At 48.7% G+C, this 17,004-nt stretch carries 17 protein-coding genes; 14 read left to right on the forward strand and 3 right to left on the reverse strand.

Features of this window, described 5'->3' with window-relative positions:
* Positions 1-50: 50 nt before the first annotated feature.
* The 3 genes from AMS66_RS08450 (at position 51) to AMS66_RS08460 (ending at position 3,389) form a co-directional block, all read left to right on the forward strand.
* The gene (locus AMS66_RS08450; RefSeq protein WP_053780547.1) at positions 51-1,007 is read left to right on the forward strand and encodes a carbohydrate ABC transporter permease; all 957 of its coding nucleotides are present in this window, start codon (positions 51-53) and stop codon (positions 1,005-1,007) included.
* A gap of 20 nt (positions 1,008-1,027) precedes the next feature.
* Positions 1,028-1,990 (forward strand): glycosyl hydrolase, encoded by a 963-nt coding sequence (locus AMS66_RS08455; protein WP_053780374.1) that lies wholly within the window; start codon positions 1,028-1,030, stop codon positions 1,988-1,990.
* 355 nt (positions 1,991-2,345) lie between these two features.
* The gene (locus tag AMS66_RS08460; RefSeq protein WP_456238478.1) at positions 2,346-3,389 is read left to right on the forward strand and encodes a formylglycine-generating enzyme family protein; all 1,044 of its coding nucleotides are present in this window, start codon (positions 2,346-2,348) and stop codon (positions 3,387-3,389) included.
* 35 nt (positions 3,390-3,424) lie between these two features.
* Here AMS66_RS08460 and AMS66_RS08465 read toward each other — a convergent pair whose 3' ends face one another.
* The 3 genes from AMS66_RS08465 to AMS66_RS08475 all read right to left on the reverse strand — a co-directional run bounded on the left by AMS66_RS08465 (position 3,425) and on the right by AMS66_RS08475 (position 5,997).
* Positions 3,425-4,540 (reverse strand): MFS transporter, encoded by a 1,116-nt coding sequence (locus tag AMS66_RS08465; protein WP_236703278.1) that lies wholly within the window; start codon positions 4,538-4,540, stop codon positions 3,425-3,427.
* Positions 4,541-4,619: 79 nt separating this feature from the next.
* On the reverse strand, positions 4,620-5,150 hold the full coding sequence (locus AMS66_RS08470; protein ID WP_053780377.1) for a TetR/AcrR family transcriptional regulator: 531 nt from the start codon (positions 5,148-5,150) through the stop codon (positions 4,620-4,622).
* A gap of 76 nt (positions 5,151-5,226) precedes the next feature.
* A complete protein-coding gene (locus AMS66_RS08475; RefSeq protein WP_053780378.1) occupies positions 5,227-5,997 on the reverse strand; it encodes a DeoR/GlpR family DNA-binding transcription regulator in 771 nt (256 codons plus the stop codon).
* 274 nt (positions 5,998-6,271) lie between these two features.
* Between AMS66_RS08475 and AMS66_RS08480 the strand changes: the two genes are divergently transcribed.
* The 11 genes from AMS66_RS08480 to AMS66_RS08530 all read left to right on the forward strand — a co-directional run bounded on the left by AMS66_RS08480 (position 6,272) and on the right by AMS66_RS08530 (position 17,001).
* Positions 6,272-7,237, forward strand: a complete 966-nt coding sequence (locus tag AMS66_RS08480; RefSeq protein ID WP_053780379.1) for a metallophosphoesterase family protein — start codon at positions 6,272-6,274, stop codon at positions 7,235-7,237.
* A gap of 42 nt (positions 7,238-7,279) precedes the next feature.
* A complete protein-coding gene (locus tag AMS66_RS08485; RefSeq protein ID WP_236703279.1) occupies positions 7,280-8,137 on the forward strand; it encodes a DMT family transporter in 858 nt (285 codons plus the stop codon).
* A 235-nt stretch (positions 8,138-8,372) separates the two neighbouring features.
* Complete coding sequence (locus AMS66_RS08490) at positions 8,373-8,924, forward strand: nucleotidyltransferase family protein (RefSeq protein ID WP_330219301.1); 552 nt, start codon at positions 8,373-8,375, stop codon at positions 8,922-8,924.
* A gap of 52 nt (positions 8,925-8,976) precedes the next feature.
* Positions 8,977-9,708, forward strand: coding sequence for a YdcF family protein (locus tag AMS66_RS08495; RefSeq protein ID WP_053780380.1), 732 nt, complete (start codon positions 8,977-8,979; stop codon positions 9,706-9,708).
* A 154-nt stretch (positions 9,709-9,862) separates the two neighbouring features.
* Positions 9,863-10,384 carry a hypothetical protein gene (locus tag AMS66_RS08500; protein ID WP_053780381.1) on the forward strand — a complete coding sequence of 174 codons (522 nt, stop codon included), beginning with the start codon at positions 9,863-9,865 and terminating at the stop codon, positions 10,382-10,384.
* 82 nt (positions 10,385-10,466) lie between these two features.
* Entirely contained in the window at positions 10,467-11,348 is an 882-nt protein-coding gene (locus AMS66_RS08505) for a TIGR01777 family oxidoreductase (RefSeq protein WP_053780382.1), read from the forward strand.
* A gap of 205 nt (positions 11,349-11,553) precedes the next feature.
* On the forward strand, positions 11,554-12,555 hold the full coding sequence (locus AMS66_RS08510; RefSeq protein WP_053780383.1) for a beta-ketoacyl-ACP synthase III: 1,002 nt from the start codon (positions 11,554-11,556) through the stop codon (positions 12,553-12,555).
* Positions 12,545-13,846, forward strand: coding sequence for an ATP-grasp domain-containing protein (locus tag AMS66_RS08515; RefSeq protein ID WP_053780384.1), 1,302 nt, complete (start codon positions 12,545-12,547; stop codon positions 13,844-13,846). The genes AMS66_RS08510 and AMS66_RS08515 overlap by 11 nt, the downstream gene beginning before the upstream one ends.
* Positions 13,839-14,834, forward strand: coding sequence for an NAD-dependent epimerase/dehydratase family protein (locus AMS66_RS08520; RefSeq protein ID WP_053780385.1), 996 nt, complete (start codon positions 13,839-13,841; stop codon positions 14,832-14,834). Before AMS66_RS08515 ends, AMS66_RS08520 begins: the two co-directional genes overlap by 8 nt.
* Positions 14,828-15,688 carry an MBL fold metallo-hydrolase gene (locus AMS66_RS08525; protein ID WP_053780386.1) on the forward strand — a complete coding sequence of 287 codons (861 nt, stop codon included), beginning with the start codon at positions 14,828-14,830 and terminating at the stop codon, positions 15,686-15,688. The genes AMS66_RS08520 and AMS66_RS08525 overlap by 7 nt, the downstream gene beginning before the upstream one ends.
* Positions 15,685-17,001 (forward strand): F390 synthetase-related protein, encoded by a 1,317-nt coding sequence (locus tag AMS66_RS08530; RefSeq protein WP_053780387.1) that lies wholly within the window; start codon positions 15,685-15,687, stop codon positions 16,999-17,001. The genes AMS66_RS08525 and AMS66_RS08530 overlap by 4 nt, the downstream gene beginning before the upstream one ends.
* The last annotated feature ends 3 nt before the right edge of the window (positions 17,002-17,004 follow it).

The following is a 17,004-nucleotide window of genomic DNA, read 5'->3' on the forward strand; positions in this document are numbered from 1 at the left end:
CTGTGTCGGGAACGGAACGCATGGTGGTGGTTCCGAAAGACAACTACCGCATGCAGAGGGTACGAAACAAGACATCGGACCTCCTGTATTCCATATTCAGATATGCACTGGTTATCGGTATTTCATTTATTATTTTGTATCCGTTGTTTCTAAAAATCTCGGTTGCATTCAAGGATAAACAGGATATCTATAATCCGACCATCTATATGATTCCCCAGCATTTTACGCTGGATAATATCAAGCTTGCGGCACAGGTGATGAATTATTTTCCATTGCTGGCGAATACGCTGTTGTTCGTCACGATTACAACGCTGCTCACGGCGATATCCTGTGCGTTAGCCGGGTACGGCTTCGCCCGCTTTTCTTTTCCCGGCAGCAATGTGCTGTTTGTGTTGGTCATCCTCACTATTCTCGTTCCGACAAGCACCCTGATGGTGCCGATGTATCTGCATTTCCGCAACTTTGACATCCTGGGAATGGTTCATCTGTTCACGGGACGAGAGGGGATCAATCTGCTGAATACATACTGGCCGTCCATGATTACCGCGGCTACGGCAGGTGGGCTGAAGGCGGGGCTGTTCATTTATATTTTCCGCCAGTTCTTCAAAGGCATGCCCAAAGAGATCGAAGAAGCTGCGCTGATTGATGGAGCAGGCGGGTTTCGAACATTTGCCCGAATCATGCTGCCGAACGCCATTTCACCGCTGATCACGGTTATTCTGTTCTCTTTTGTCTGGCAGTACAACGATACATTCTATTCGGCGCTATTCATGAGTGAAAGTCCACTCATCTCACTGAAGGTGGCATCATTGCCTGCCCAAGCCAACCAGTTGATTCCCCAATTGATGGGTTTTGGTTCGAACTCGGGTATGAAGGCAGATCCCAACTATGTAGCCATGATTGTGGATACAGGAATTCTGCTGGCGATTGCACCGCTCATTATTTTGTATTTGTTTGTACAGCGCTATTTCGTGGAGAGTATTGAACGCTCCGGGGTTGTTGGATAAGAAGCAGAGGGGGATTAACGATGATGGAGAGCAGGATCAGCAGTATTCTGGTGAATGAAGCGGCGACTTCCGTGGCCAGAGAACTGATGAAGTACTTGGTAGAGTGTTATGGAAAAGGGGTACTGTCGGGTCAGCAGGATTACGGCAATCTGAACTGGATTAATGAGAATACAGGCCGCAAGCCGGCGGTGATCGGATTCGATCTCATGGATTATTCTCCATCAAGAACAGACCGCGGCGCGACTTCCCAGGAAATTCGGGATGCGATTGCATGGCACCAGCAAGGCGGAATTGTGACATTGTGTTGGCATTGGAATGCCCCTACTCATCTGATAGATGAACCAGGCAAGGAATGGTGGCGCGGTTTCTATACGGATGCCACGACCTACAATCTCGATTCAGCATTGGCTCATCCTGAATCGCAAGAGTATACCCTATTGATTCGGGATATCGATACAATTGCAGTACATCTGCAAGAACTCAAGAATGCTGGGGTGCCTGTGTTATTCCGGCCGCTTCATGAAGCAGAAGGAGGCTGGTTCTGGTGGGGAGTCAAAGGGCCTGAACCTGCCAAGCAGTTATATCGCCTGTTGTATGATCAATTGGTCAACAAGTATAAGCTGGGTAATCTGATCTGGGTGTGGAACTCGGAAAAGCCGGAGTGGTATCCGGGTGACGATATGGTGGATATTGTGAGTGTGGATGTGTATCCAGCAGCAGGCGATCACAGCCCACTGGCTCAACGTTATGGGGATCTTCGTGAACTGGTGAATGACAGCAAAATCATTGCCTTAGCCGAGAACGGCTCCATTCCTGATCCAAAGCAAATGAAAGAGCAGGGCGTGCACTGGAGCTGGTTCTGTACCTGGACTGGAGAATTCCTGAGGGGTGGCAATCACAATGAGATAGCGTATTTGAAGGAAGTATACAATAGCGAAGATGTGATTACGCTGGATCAATTACCGAAGTGGAGTTGGAGATAGGGCTGTCATTTGAACTTCTACTAATTAAAAAGGCGTCAGCATTTGCATAATGACTTATACTTTGCTGACGCTTTTATATGTTACGTCTTTCTTGTGAATGGATATAAGGCCTCTGATGTTTTCACCATTCGTTGAATGCTACCACCGCTGTTTAATCCACGACAAAAGTACATAACTTTATTGTCTTATGAAATTAGTAACCTTTTTGATGGTGGATTACTCCATTAACTGTATATTTCCCCTTGAAAAGGGGTAATCCAAGAAATTTAGGGAATGACAACACCACCCGTATCCGGATATTCGTCCTGCCGTGTACAATAGGGAGAGCGAGTCTTAAACCTACTTATGGAAGGGGATGCTTGAGATGCATGACCAGCTGCCAAAGAAACCTTCTTCCTGCTGCTGCGCTGCAAGCCGAGACGGTAAGTTGGAGGAAAAGAGTCTGCCAGAGGAAACGGCTGCATCGGTAGAGGCTGTAGAGGACAAGCCATCCAGTCATACCAGTTATTCAGCTGATTTCAAGATAACTCTAACCGATAGAGCAGCGAAGAAAGAAAGCATTCGTATTGAAGGTGGACGCTTCCTGATGGGCACAAATGACCCCGAAGCTTTTGAAGCAGACGGGGGAGGCCCCGTCAGAGAAGTTCAGGTGAACTCCTTTTATCTGGATGCCTGTACGGTAACCAATGCGGAATTTGCACAATTTGTTCGTGAGACGGGGTATCGGACTGAGGCGGAGCGGTTTGGCTGGTCTTTTGTTTTTCATCTGTTCGTTTCTCCGCAAACGGCGACTCAAGTTCGAACCGTGGTACAACAGACGCCCTGGTGGTGGGTTGTTGAAGGTGCAGACTGGGCTCATCCTGAAGGACCCGATTCTAATATAAAAGATCGCTCTGATCATCCGGTTCTTCATATCTCATGGAATGATGCCAATGCCTATTGCCGCTGGGCGGGTAAACGTCTGCCTACAGAAGCCGAATGGGAATATGCAGCACGGGGTGGCCTGATTCAGAAGAAATATCCTTGGGGCGATACGTTAAGGCCCGATGGGCAACACTATTGCAACATCTGGCAAGGTGTATTTCCAACGAAAAATAATGCAGCCGACGGTTATGCAGGCACCGCTCCATCTCAATCGTTTCCGCCCAATGCATATGGACTTTATAATATGTCAGGCAATGTGTGGGAGTGGTGCGTTGATAGCTACGTTACGGATCATGAGAAAGCTACAGCTACTGATACGGAACTATCTCCCAATGAAGAACGTAAGGTGTTAAAGGGGGGTTCCTACCTATGCCACCGTTCCTACTGCAATCGCTATAGAGTGGCGGCGAGAATCCCCAATACGCCTGATACATCTACTGGGCATATTGGTTTCAGATGCGCAGCGGATGTATAGTCGGTGGTCTGCTTGTGGGTCCAATAATGTTCTGGCTATTTCACTCGAATAAGTAATCCGAACAGACCCAGTACGGCAAAGGCCAGAAATGCTGTAGTGTTGGAGAACATTTCAATGGTGTAACCGGCTACCGATGAACCTATGAACTGCCCTGCACCGAGCGCGAGAAAAGCAAGGCTGATCCCGATGGACGTATTTGGACGAAATAACCTGGTCGCCCACACGATGAACACACTGGTCAGAAAAATATAGGTGCTGCCAAACATCACGGCTGAGACCAGGCTGGAGGCCATCGATGGAAGAAGGATAACGCCAAGTGAAACAGACAAGAGCAGAATACCTATCCGATAGGACCATCCGATCCCAATCCGTTCAATAATGCGGCCAGCACACCCGCCGAGAATCCCCATAATCCCCATTACAATCCAGAACAGTACGGCTTCCGAATCGGAGGCCCCTTTTTCGTCCGTGAGGAAGTTTCGGGCAAAGGTCCAATAGATCGCAGAACTGATGCCTGTCAGAAGGGTGGCCATGAGCAGAGCGACACCCGGTCTGGTCGGCTTCATGCATGTCCAGAGGGACTTGGTACAAGGCTCTGTTTTGCGTGGGGAAAGAACGCGACTATTCCACAGCACCACCACAACACCGAGAACAGCGAAGAAGATGTAGGTTAAACGCCAATACTCGGTGAATAGCCAGTAGATCGGACCAGATATGATAATGCCAAAGCTGGTACCTGTATTAATCCAGCTATTCCCCCTGGCTTGCTGCTCAGGCGCAAGCTCAGCATAGACGGTGTTACCCAATGCAGGAGAGGCTAAGCCTGTACTTAATCCGGCAAGAAATACGCCTAGTGTGAGAACAAACACGTTTGGAGACAAGGCAATGCCCAATAAACCGAGCACAGCACTAACACCCGCCATTTGAATGACATAATAGTGCCCAATGCGATTAATTAACAGTGGAGCACTAAGTAGAGACAGGCAGTACGCAATGTAGGTTGCGGAATTGATTGCTCCGGATTGAGCATCGTCCAGTTGGAGTGCTTCCGAGATCTCCGGCATAAACAGCCCATAGCTGAATCTCCCGAATGCATAACATACAGCGATAAGTGCAATCCCTGGGAAAATAATTTTTTTCAACAAATCCACCGCCTTTTAGATAGAACGATCATTATATTTTCTTTGAAATAAAAAAGTGAGTTGAACTACTAACTCACCCGGTGTGGGACTAATTGAAACTATTTTGCGTCATGTGAATGAGTTCCCGGCACACGTTATTTACATTTTCTGTCTCAGCAAGCGCGGTGGAACCCTCCAGCAGCAGGTTAAATTGCAACACTGCACGGTCGCTTGCGGCAGGATCAAGATTTTTGATCAAGGTCATCACATGTTTCTTATGCGAGTTGACGGTTTGTACAATGACATTGTTTATATCTCCGCCAAATTCCTCCTTGGCACGCAAAAACAAACATCCTCTCGACTCATGATCCATCAACCAGCGTGCATGTCCTTCCGCCAGATTGAGCAATACAGGTTGCGCTTTGTTGTCGGCATACTGCCGCAGCTGTTCCAGATAGCGCTGTTCTCGCCGTCGAAGCACTTCAACAATGAGATCATCCTTGGAGGCAAAGTGATTATATAACGTCATGATGGCAATCCCTGCATCTGTGATGATTCGCTTCAAGCCGATGGAGTGAAAACCGTGCAGGTAGAACAATTCCTCAGCCACGTTCAACAGCATTTCCTTTTTGCTGCTCATAAGGGGTAAGGCCCTCCCTTCAGAATAAGATAGAACGATCATTATACTTCTAAAATATAGAAAATGGCTCACATTGTCAAACACTGTGAACCATTTCTATTTCCATTTGGTGAAGAGCCTCCACCCATTCTGTGGGACATCCAGAATCTGTGATCACCATGGATATTTGATTTATAGGCGCAATCTGGGCAAAGGTGGAGCGTCCAAACTTGGTATGATCAGCGACCAAAATAGCTTCCTCCGCACGCTCCATCATTTTGCGGGAGATGAGTGCCTCTTCCAACACATAATCTGTGATCCCATCCGTTAACGAAACGCCGCCTGCTGAGATGAATGCCTTGTTGACTTTGAATTGACTGAGCAATTCATGAGCAATGGGTCCGGTAGAGGCTTGTATGACCGGGGTAACTTCTCCTCCGGCGAAAATAATTTTTCCTGCAAATTCTTCCAGTGCACAGGTAAGAATGGGAACGGAGTTGGTAATGACGGTCACCTGAGACCGATGTCGCAACTGTCGCATAATCTCCAGCGTTGTTGTGCCATTATCCAGCATTACGGTCTCTCCATCCTCAATCAGAGAGGCGGCTGCCACGCCAATGGCCTGCTTTTCGTTCAGTTGAAGCTGCGCACGCTTTTGAAAAGGGGCTTCGGTCATGCCTGAGCGTACACGTACAGCTCCTCCGTATACTTTGCGCAATTCGCCTTCCTTTTCAAGCCGATCCAAATCCCGCCGAATCGTTTCCGTGGATACCTGAAACAGATCCGCCAGAACCTGTACCTGAACCTTGCCCTGCGTAGCAAGTTGGATAAGAATGGTGTGTCTGCGTTCTTCATACGTTAAAGACATGGGTTGTGCCTCCTGAAGTTCCAATCTAAATTTTATATATTTTAGAGTTGTGAGATATTGTGGATTGTTGTTGTTTTAATAGTTTAAGTTGGTGAGAAGCCCTTGTCAATTTTGAAATGGTAATCAAGGTGTGAATAAGGTTTGGATTCTGTTCTTAATATGTATTGACAGTAATATGATGTGACGATAAGATCATATAAAACAACGAAAAACCACAACAAACAACATTAATAAATTTGGTCCATAGTACATGGATCATCAGGGAGGAAAAAGGGTGAAACGACAGCTTGCTTTTCAAGAAAATGGAACTTTTAAAATCGTACAGTTTACAGATCTACACTGGAAGGATGGGCGGTCTGAAGATCTTCGGACCGGGCAATTAATGAAAACGGTAATTGAAGCGGAACAACCCGATCTGGTTGTATTTACAGGCGATGTCATCTACACGGGACCAGTCGATTCTGGCAATAAGGAATGTGAAAATCCGGAGCAGGCATTCCGGGATGCCGTGTCGGTGGTGGAAGAACGTGGTATTCCGTGGGCTTTTGTGTACGGCAATCATGATACAGAGAATCGGATTACCCCCGATGGATTAATGGATGTGATTCAGCAGCATGCACACACCGTGACGGAACCTGGGCCGCGTGACATTGCGGGCTTGGGCAATTACACACTGGAGATTGCCGGAGCGGATGGCCATCCGGCGGCAGTGTTGTATTTACTCGATTCAGGGGATTATTCCCAGTTCGAGTCCATTCCCGGTTATGGCTGGATTCAGCCCAATCAGATCCAATGGCTGATGTCTGAATCCACACGCGTCAATCCCGGCCGCAGCCGCGGGGAGAAGCTCCCAGCCTTGGCGTTTTTCCATATCCCGATTCCTGAATATCAGTCCATGTGGGAGACACAAATCTGTTACGGCAGCAAGTACGAACCTGTCTGCTCTGCCCAAGTGAACTCGGGTCTGTTCTCTGCACTGCTGGAGATGGGCGATGTGGTGGGGACCTTTTGCGGACATGATCATGTGAATGATTTTCAGGGGAGTTACCACGGTATTCGTCTCTGCTACGGGCGTTCGAGTGGACACAGTACATACGGAAGGGAAGGTATGCTGCGCGGAGGACGGGTCATTCAATTGCAAGCGGGACAACGCAGCTTTGATACCTGGATTCGTCTGGAAGACGGATCGGTCGTGAAGGAACAGCCAGCACATCAACCTGAGAGCGCTTCGGCACATTAGAGAATATAGAAGAGCAAGGGATTAGAGAGGAACGTTTTGATTATGATTTTACCTATATTTCTGGTGCTTGCTTCCGGGATGGCTCACGCTGTCTGGAGCATGTTCACCAAACGCAGTTTAAACAAAAGCGTGTTTTTATGGTCCATCATGATGATTCCGACCGTTATACTGCTGCCTGTGCTTATCGTAGAGTTGGTACGTGAACCTTTATCCATGCCAGCCTATGCACTACTCGTGTTATCGATGGCGTTGCAAGCCTTGTATTCCTGGCTACTGTCGCAGACGTATGAATTGGGCGACTTGTCGCAGATTTATCCAATTATGCGGGGAACGAGCACCTTGCTGGTGCCATTAATCGGCGTTGCTTTTCTGGGGGAAACGTTGTCAGTGTTCGGCTGGGTCGGTATTGCCTGCATGATTGTAGGATTTACGGTGCTCAGTGGTGTGGGAAGTAGAGACGGCAAATCTGGCTCAGGGGTAAAAGGGGCAAAGCCGGTTTTGATGGCCTTATGTGTCGGGTTATGTACAACCAGTTATGTGTTCGTGGACAAATTGAATCTGGAGCATATTTCACCCTTGTCCTTACTTGAAGTGACGAATATCGGCTTTGTGGCCGGATTGACCCCGGCGCTGCTCGCTTCCCGCCAATTACGTCAGGAGTGGAAGAAGAACCGATCGACCATTATGCTGGGAGCACTGCTTAATCCGGGTTCATACCTGTTATTTCTGTTTGCATTACAGCAGGCGCCGATGGCGAGACTGGGTCCGCTTCGGGAAGTGGGGACGGTATTCGCGGCCTTCCTTGGTATTTTGTTACTGAAAGAACAGCAGGGGAAAAAGCGTATTCTCTGTTCCATCGTTATTTTTGGCGGCATATTACTGATTGGCATGTGGGGTTAATGGAATTCTAGTAGGCCTAATCCCTTTATTCGATCTCCTCATTCAATCCCCTCAGGGTAATTGATCTTAAGAAACATCTGTTCAGATGAGCTTAAGGTGACTCCTGAGGGGATTTGTTTATTTTATTGAGGGTACTCAAACATGATATATTGGAACAAGCAGTGTTTCGGTAAAATGAAAGTGAGCAATGGTAGCTCTGCAATTAAAAAGACAAAGTAACAGGGAGAGACGCTATATGCTGCATGAGGAAAAGTTGATTCAGGCGATTACGGAGCATGAACAATTAATGCACGACCTGCGGCGGGTTCGCAGTCTGGATCTGCCTCAGTGTTACATAGGTGCGGGGTATATTCGAAATTATATCTGGGATGTGCTTCATGACTATTCTCTCCGCGAGTTGCACAGCGATATTGATGTTGTTTACTATGATGTGGAAGACATGCGTGAGGAGCGGGATCTGCTGTTGGAACAACGGCTTCGCAAGGCGACAGGCAATTCCAAGTGGTCTGTGAAGAATCAGGCTAGGATGCATCTGCACAATGGAAACGAGCCATATCAATCCACAGAAGATGCTCTTCGATATTGGCCAGAAATCGCCACTGCCATAGGTGTAAGGTTAGATGATCAGGATCAGGTGGATATCTGTGCCCCGTATGGGTTGGAGGATCTGTATACATTAATCGTACGCCAAAGTCCGTTTTTCTTGGATGAAGACTATTATAATCAGCGTGTAGAGAAGAAGTGCTGGCAACAACAGTGGCCCAAGCTTACGATTATAAGATCCTGAATCGAGGGCATATGACGGAAGTGAAGGCCCGAGAAGGAGTGTTACTGGATTTATGAAAAAGTTTATACAAGAAAAAGGCCTGATTCTTGATCTTATTTTCATTGCATGTTTTGTGTTCTTTCTGGTCTTCTGGGGCTGGAACTTCGCGGTGAAGTTTTTTGGCATGATCACTGTAGCTTTTATCGTGCTAAGACGGATTGATTATCAAAAGCATATCCTGCTAAAACGCATCCTGCTTACCGGGTTCGGGATCGCTGCGGTTTCATTTGTCATTATCGAAGCGCTTGTGTTTACTCAGCTTCGTGCGAATGATCCGGAAGAAGCGGATTATGTCATTATTCTCGGGTCGGGAATTAAGGGCACAGAATTGTCTTTAACCTTAAAACAAAGACTAGATGCCAGTCTTGACTATATTCGCAGTCATCCTGATACGCCAGTAATTGTATCCGGCGGGCAGGGGCCGGGAGAATCGATTCCCGAAGCACTCGCCATGAAAAACTATCTTGTTGATCAGGGCATTAGCCCCGCACAGGTAATTATGGAAGATCAATCGACAAGCACCCAGGAGAATATGGCTTTTTCCAAAAAAATCATTGCTGCATCCGGGCTGGAGCATCCCGAGATCATGATTGTCACGAGTGACTACCATATGTTCAGATCCAAGTATCTGGCGGCCAAGAACGGTTACGCTGCCGAATACGGCATCTCGGCTCCTTCACCGGGCTATCTGAAACCGATCAATATGATTCGTGAGTATTTTGCAGCAGTTAAAGCGTTTATCTAGACGATGTTTGCTTCTCCAATAGGAACACGAAAGGCAACCTATGCTCTCCTGAAAGAGTAAAGTTGTCTTTTTGTTATCGTTAAAGTGATTCAAGGATAACCCGCCAAAGCATGATATAATATACGTCATTAATAGAAGAACGATGTAGGAGTGAATGATCATTACAGCATATAGGTTACCGGCTCTCTATGAGCAAAAGAAAATTTCAGCGCATGACATGGAAGAGATTTTACGTCTGTTGGCACAAGCACCATTATTATACGATGACGGACTGAGCATCCAGGTTCAGGACTTCATGGAAGGATTGGAGATTGAACTTGAGCATGAGGTACGGCGCGCAGTAATCGAGTTGTATGAACTGGCTGTGCAAGCATGCCGCCCCTTCTCCGATCTATCTGCTTATGAGCAGCTTCAGGATGCACTCGGACTACAGGCCGAGCTATGGCAGGAAGAAGTACTGACGCTTGTCGAATGGATGGAATGGTTGAAGCAGATCGGTAAAGGACAAAGAAAACTGCCTGAATACAATTTTACAGCCATGTTGGGGAACTTGCCTGAAGGATTCATGATTCATGATTTCCATGACGAGCTTCGGTATCAGTTGGAGCAAAACCAAACAAACGCATGGGCGATCGAAGAACGCAATCGCTTATACGCAGCCTTGGGCGTAAATTAAAATCAAACAAAACGGTCGCAGTCGGTGTTAGTCCATATATAGTGTACTTGCTTTACCCAGTATGGGGAAATGAGGGGATACCGTGAAAAAGGTTGTGTTGGCGGGTGGAACAGGGTTTGTTGGTCAGGATTTTGCTCAGAGATTCAAGGAGCTTGGTTATGAGGTGCTCATCATCTCACGTCAGCCCGGTCATGTTGCCTGGGAGAACCAGGCTGGAATCATACAGGCACTTGAAGGTGCAGAATTGCTGATTAACCTGGCCGGAAAATCCGTAAACTGCCGTTACACGGACGAGAACCGCAAAATCATTCTGGAATCCAGAACCCGGACAACCCGCATTCTGGGTGAGTCTATTCTGGCTTGTAGCAATCCTCCTGAACTATGGATTAATTCGAGCACGGCCACAATATACAGACATGCAGAAGATCGTCCCATGACGGAGAAGGAGGGCGAGATTGGCTCCGGATTCTCGGTAGATGTCGCCAAGGCGTGGGAAAAGGCTTTTTTTGAATTCAGTCTGCCGTCTACGCGCCAGATTGCATTACGTATTGCTATTGTGCTGGGAGAAGGCGGCGTCATGGAGCCACTGACCAATCTGGTCCGTTTTGGCCTGGGTGGATCACAAGGGCCTGGAACCCAGCAGTTTAGCTGGATTCATATAGAGGATCTGTTCAGCATGGTAATCTATGTTCAGGAGCATCCGCAACTGGAAGGTGTATTTAATGCTTCTTCTCCGCATCCTGTCACGAACCGCCAGCTTATGGAGAGTCTGAGGCGGCAGATGGGAGTTCGGATCGGACTTCCTTCGCCTCGCTGGATGCTTGAACTGGGAGCCCGATTCATTCGGACCGAAACGGAACTGGTTCTCAAAAGCCGTTGGGTGATTCCCGAAAGGCTGGAACGGGAAGGGTTTACGTTCAGATATGATACACTCGATCTTGCACTGGCCGAGATTTTGAAGTGAGGAAATTAATCAACGTGACTGAATAAAAAAAGATAACACTACCGGAAGGGCAGAGACATCTGCCCTTCTGCTGTATTTTCTGCACTTCATCTTGGCGTTTAGCATACCAGCGATCAGAAGGTTGTTCTGTCATCGGAATTTTAGTGTAAATATTCATTACTTGAACTTATATCAATCAGTCAGAAGATAGAAAGAGGTAGGTCATATGCAGCTTAGAAGAGTGAGAATTGTTGGAACAGGCAAGTATTTGCCTGAACAGGAAGTCACGGATGAGGAGCTGGATCGCCGTTTGCACGTGCCTGCGGGCTGGGTCAGCAAGGCAACAGGTGTAGGTGTGCGTCACTACGCTTCGGGTGCAGAGACCTCTTCATTCATGGGAGCGAGGGCTGCCGAAGCCGCACTTGCGGATGCAGGATTGACGTTTGCGGATATAGACTGTCTGGTGTGTACGAGCGGTACGAAGGAACAACCTTTACCCAGTACGGCGGTATTTATTCAACAGGCGATGGGGCAGCAGGATTCAGGTGTACCGGCTTTTGACATGGATGCGACCTGCTTGAGTTTTCTGAACGGGTTGGATGTTATCTCCTATATGGTGGATGCCGGGCGTTATAAAAGGGTGATGCTTGTAGCTACGGAAATCGCTTCGAAGGGATTAAATTGGTCAAACAAGGAGAGTGCTGCCCTGTTCGGTGATGGAGCTGCTGCTGTCATTATTGAACGCTCCCCTGAAGGAGAGTCTTCGCAGATTGTACATGCCTCGCTGAAAACGTACAGCCGCGGCGCGCGGTTTTCAGAAATTGCCGGTGGGGGCACTCGTCTGCATGCCTCGAATTATGTGGCAGAGCAGCCTGAACCCTATCTTTTTCATATGGATGGACAGGCTATCTTCCGTATGGCATCCAGATTGTTGCCAGCATTTATTGACGATATGTTGCAGGCCACCGGTAATCAGATGAAGGATTTCCAATTGGTGATTCCGCATCAGGGAAGTGCCATGGCGATGAGGCTGATTCGCAAAAAGCTGGGAATCGAAGAGGACCGTTTTATGGACATTACACGAAATCATGGCAATACAATAGCCGCTTCCATTCCGATGGGGCTGCATGAAGCGATCAAGCAGCAGCGCATTCAGCGGGGAGATCGGGTGTTAATGATCGGTACAGCCGCCGGATTATCACTGGGAGGACTCATTTTTGACTATTAGATTCAGAAAGAATGGACATCCAACATCAGAATCCTTAAATGTGCTGCTCACAGGCGGCCGGGCTCCGGTAACACTCGATCTGGCGCGTATGTTTCATCGTGCGGGTCACCGGGTTTACGTCGCAGAGAGCGTAGTGCGTCATTTGTGCAGATTGTCCGGTGCAGTGGAGCAGTGCTTCATGGTTCCATCTCCACGTCATGAAACAGAGAATTACTTGTTAGAGATGGAGAGTCTGGTTCAAGCCTGGCAGATCGATTTGTTGATTCCAATGTGTGAAGAAGTCTTTTATATTGCTCAAGGAGCAAAGCAGCTGCGCAATCACTGCCGTGTACTTGTTTCGCCTATAGAGCAGCTGCATGAATTGCATCATAAATATGACTTTATCCAGCTTGCAGAGTCGCTTGGTCTTTCGGTTCCGGATACCCGTCTGATCCACAGTCGGCAGGAATGGATGGAAGTACAGCCTGTTCTGGAAACCGAGGGAGAGTGGGTATGGAAGCCAGTGTACTCCCGCTTTGCCGCAAGAGTTCTTATGCCGATATCCTCCATAGCAGAATTTGATGTAGGCGCACCTGATCAGAAGATATACGCAGGTAAAATGAAGCAGTCCCGTTTACAGAATGATCCTCCTGGTGACACGGAAATATCCTCGGCTTCCCCTTGGGTTGCGCAGGCTTACGTTGCCGGGCAAATGTTATGTACATACAGCGTAGCTTATGAAGGGAAAATCGTTGCACATACGACCTACGACAGCCGCTATCGAACGGGCAGCGTAGGAGCGAGTGTTTTTTTTGAACATGTGGAGCATGAAGGGATTTACGAGTGGGTAAGGCAATTTGTACAGGCGACAGGGTTTAGCGGGCAGATTGGGTTTGATTTTATCGAGACAGAGGACGGACAAGTGTATGCCATTGAGTGTAATCCGAGGGCGACCAGTGGCATCCATTTGTTTTACCCTGGTGATGGCTTGGTACGTGCTTTATTTGCACCTGAAGAACTGGTGAAAGCAGCAAAAGTGATCATCCCCAAGCAAGGCAGTAAGGCGATGTTGATGCTTCCGATGCTGGGAAGTGGATTGCAGCAGCTCTGGGGGAAGGGAAGCATGGGGGCATGGATGGCAGCTTGGCGAGGAACGAGGGATGTAGTATACCAGAGACACGATCCGAAACCTTGGTTTGAGCAATTTGCAGTTGTACTGTCCGCCTGGCGGCTGGCAAGGAAACATAAGCTTTCGCTGACTGAAGCTTTGACTCACGACATAGAATGGAACGGTGAACATCGCGATGAATAGAGCATTGGTTACAGGAGCAACCGGATGTCTGGGCAGGCATCTGGCGATACGGCTTGCCGAGCAAGGTTGGGAAGTTACGGGTATGGGACGCCAGCAAAAGCACGGTACAGAGCTTGAGGCGGCAGGCATCCGATTTTACAACGGCGATATACGGGATCAGGTGGCGGTGAATGAGGCCTGTTCGGGTCAGGATGTTGTATTTCACTGTGCGGCGTTATCGTCGCCATGGGGCAAATACCGGGATTTCTACAGCAGCAATGTGGAGGGGACACAGAAATTGTTGGATAGTTGCATGAAAGGTGGCGTACAGCGATTCATCCATGTATCAACACCGAGCTTATATTTTAACTATAGTTCCCGATATGACATACACGAGAATGACCCCTTGCCCTCCAAACCAGCTAATCATTACGCAGCCACCAAGCGGCTCGCCGAGCAAGTGGTTTTGCAGGCTCATGCCAATGGACTTCCATCGATCATGATTCGTCCCAGAGCTATTTTTGGCCCGTATGACCAGACCCTTTTTCCCAGAATCGTTGCAGCAAATGCCAAATCGGGTGTACCTATGATCGCAGGCGGACAGGCACTCATTGACCTGACTTGCGTGGATAACGTGGTGGATGCGCTATTGTTATGCAAGGATGCCAAGACAGAAGCGCTGGGTCGTGCCTACAATATTTCCAATGGAGATCCGAGACCGTTCCAGGATTTGGTGAGCACGTTGTTTGGGATGCTGGAAATGCCTTTACGCCGTCGAAACATTCCCTACAGAGCAGCATACGGAGCAGCCGCAGTGCTAGAACGTGTACATCGCTTGATTCCTGCGTTAGGTGAACCTCAATTAACGCGATATACGGTTGGTTCGTTATCTATCCCGCAGACGTTGGATATAACGGATGCCCGTGAGAAACTAGAGTATGTGCCTCGGGTGACCATTGATGAGGGGTTACAACAATTTGCAGACTGGTGGAGGGCTGAATCATGCTGACAACAACATCGGTAAAACTTCATCTGGGCGCAGCAGGTTACTGCACACATCCGGAGTTTCTGACACTCCGTGGTGGAAGTTTACGTCCCGTGGCTTTTCCAGCAGGCTTTGCCTGCATCATTCATCCTGTACATGGTCCGATTCTGCTGGATACGGGATATAGCTCCCGCTTTTTCAAAGAAACCGCTCACTTGCCAAACGCGCTGTACCGTCATATTACACCTGTGGTATATCGTGAAGAAGACAGTGCGGTACATTTTCTGGCCCGTTTAGGGCTGAAAGCTTCGGATATTCGGTACATCATCCTCTCGCACTTTCATGGGGATCATATCGCAGGTGTGCGGGATTTCCCACAGGCGCAATTGATCTATCTGCCAAGAGCTTATGACGCCGTGCGTTCACTTGGGCCTATTTCGGCTGTAAAGGCAGGGTTTCTATCCGGCTTGCTGCCAGAGGACTTTGATGCCCGATCATTGCCTGTTACGATGCAGGCGGAGCGATGGATGAGAGCGGGTGAGGATTTTCCTTTTTCCAAGGTGTGCGATATTTTCGGTGATGGCAGTCTGCTGGGTGTTGACGTATCGGGTCATGCGGAAGGCATGATGGGAATTTTGCTCAGTACTGAGTCGCATGACTATTTTCTGTGCGCGGACGCGGTGTGGTCGAGTCGTGCTTTTCAGGAACAACGCAGACCTCATGCGCTGGCAGGAATCATTATGTCGGATCGTCTGACGTATCGAAGGAATTTTGACAGACTGGTTCAGTTACATCAGCAGTTTCCGGCGATTCGGATTGTGCCCAGTCATTGCCGCGAGGCGCTGAATGCTTGGGGTACAGGGGCTGAGGAGGTATGAGTAATACACTGCGTATTGTCTATCATTATGCACTTGCACGGGGATTGAGAAAATGGAAAACACGAGCGCTGCTTGGACGCTGGCAGGAACGCCAGATCATTCGGCAAGTGGAGCGGGTTCGTGAAAAGTCACCTTTTTACCGAGAGTGGTGGGGTGATGTTGATGCATCCAACTGGAGAAGCTTTCCGTTGATTGACAAAACGGTCATGATGCAGCATTTCGATCGACTCAACACGGTAGGCATTTCCAAGGACGAAGCGATGGCTCTCGCCGGGGAAAGTGAGGAAACGCGTGATTTTAAACCATCCGTTCAGGGCGTGACAGTGGGCTTGTCCTCAGGCACATCAGGCAACCGGGGGTTGTTTCTGGTGAGTGATCGGGAGCAGGATGCGTGGACAGGGACGGTGCTGGCCAAGCTCCTGCCTGGCGGACTGTGGAAGCCTGCCAAAATCGCCTTTTTCTTGCGGGCCAACAGTAATTTGTATGAATCGGTGCAGCGGGGCAAGCTTCAATTTCAATATTTTGATCTGCTGGAGCGTGTAGATACCTTGGTTGAACGTATGGAGACATACCGACCCACCGTATGGGTAGCGCCACCTTCCATGCTGAGAATGCTGGCTGACGCTTATACGTCAGGTACATTGACCGCTGTACCGGACAAAATCATTTCGGTTGCCGAAGTGCTGGACCCGCTGGATCGCAAGGTGCTGGAGCATGTTTTTGGTCAAACGGTTCATCAGGTCTACCAGTGTACTGAAGGGTTCCTGGGCGCAACCTGCCGCTTCGGCACGCTGCATCTGAATGAAGACATCGTTCATATTGAAAAAGAGTTCATTGATCCCGCGACCCGAAGGTTCGTGCCTGTGATCACGGACTTCTCCAGAACCTCACAGCCGATAATCCGGTATCGGCTGAACGACATTCTAACCGAGGCAGCGGTTCCTTGTGCCTGTGGTTCTCCGTTCACTGCCATTGAGCGGATCGAAGGCCGCTGTGATGACACGCTTTATTTTCCACATCGACTAACGGGTGAAGCCGTACCTGTATTTCCGGATTTTGTAACGCGTGCGGTGATTGCAGCCTCTCCTGAAATCAAACATTATCGCGTCGTACAGCGGGGTAACGGGACGCTGGAGATATCGCTTCGGCTAGGAGGAGGAGAAGGGATGCAGCAGGTGGAGGCCGAAGTACAGCGTGAACTAATGAAGCTGGGTGCGAGGCTGGAATGTAGCGTACCCGAGATCAGATTTGTCCCTTATACGTTTGAACCGGGAATAACGAAGCTGCGCCGAGTGGAGAGACAGCACACTTAAGTG

The sequence above is a fragment of the Paenibacillus xylanivorans genome, from assembly GCF_001280595.1.
Classification (GTDB): Bacteria; Bacillota; Bacilli; order Paenibacillales; family Paenibacillaceae; genus Paenibacillus; species Paenibacillus xylanivorans.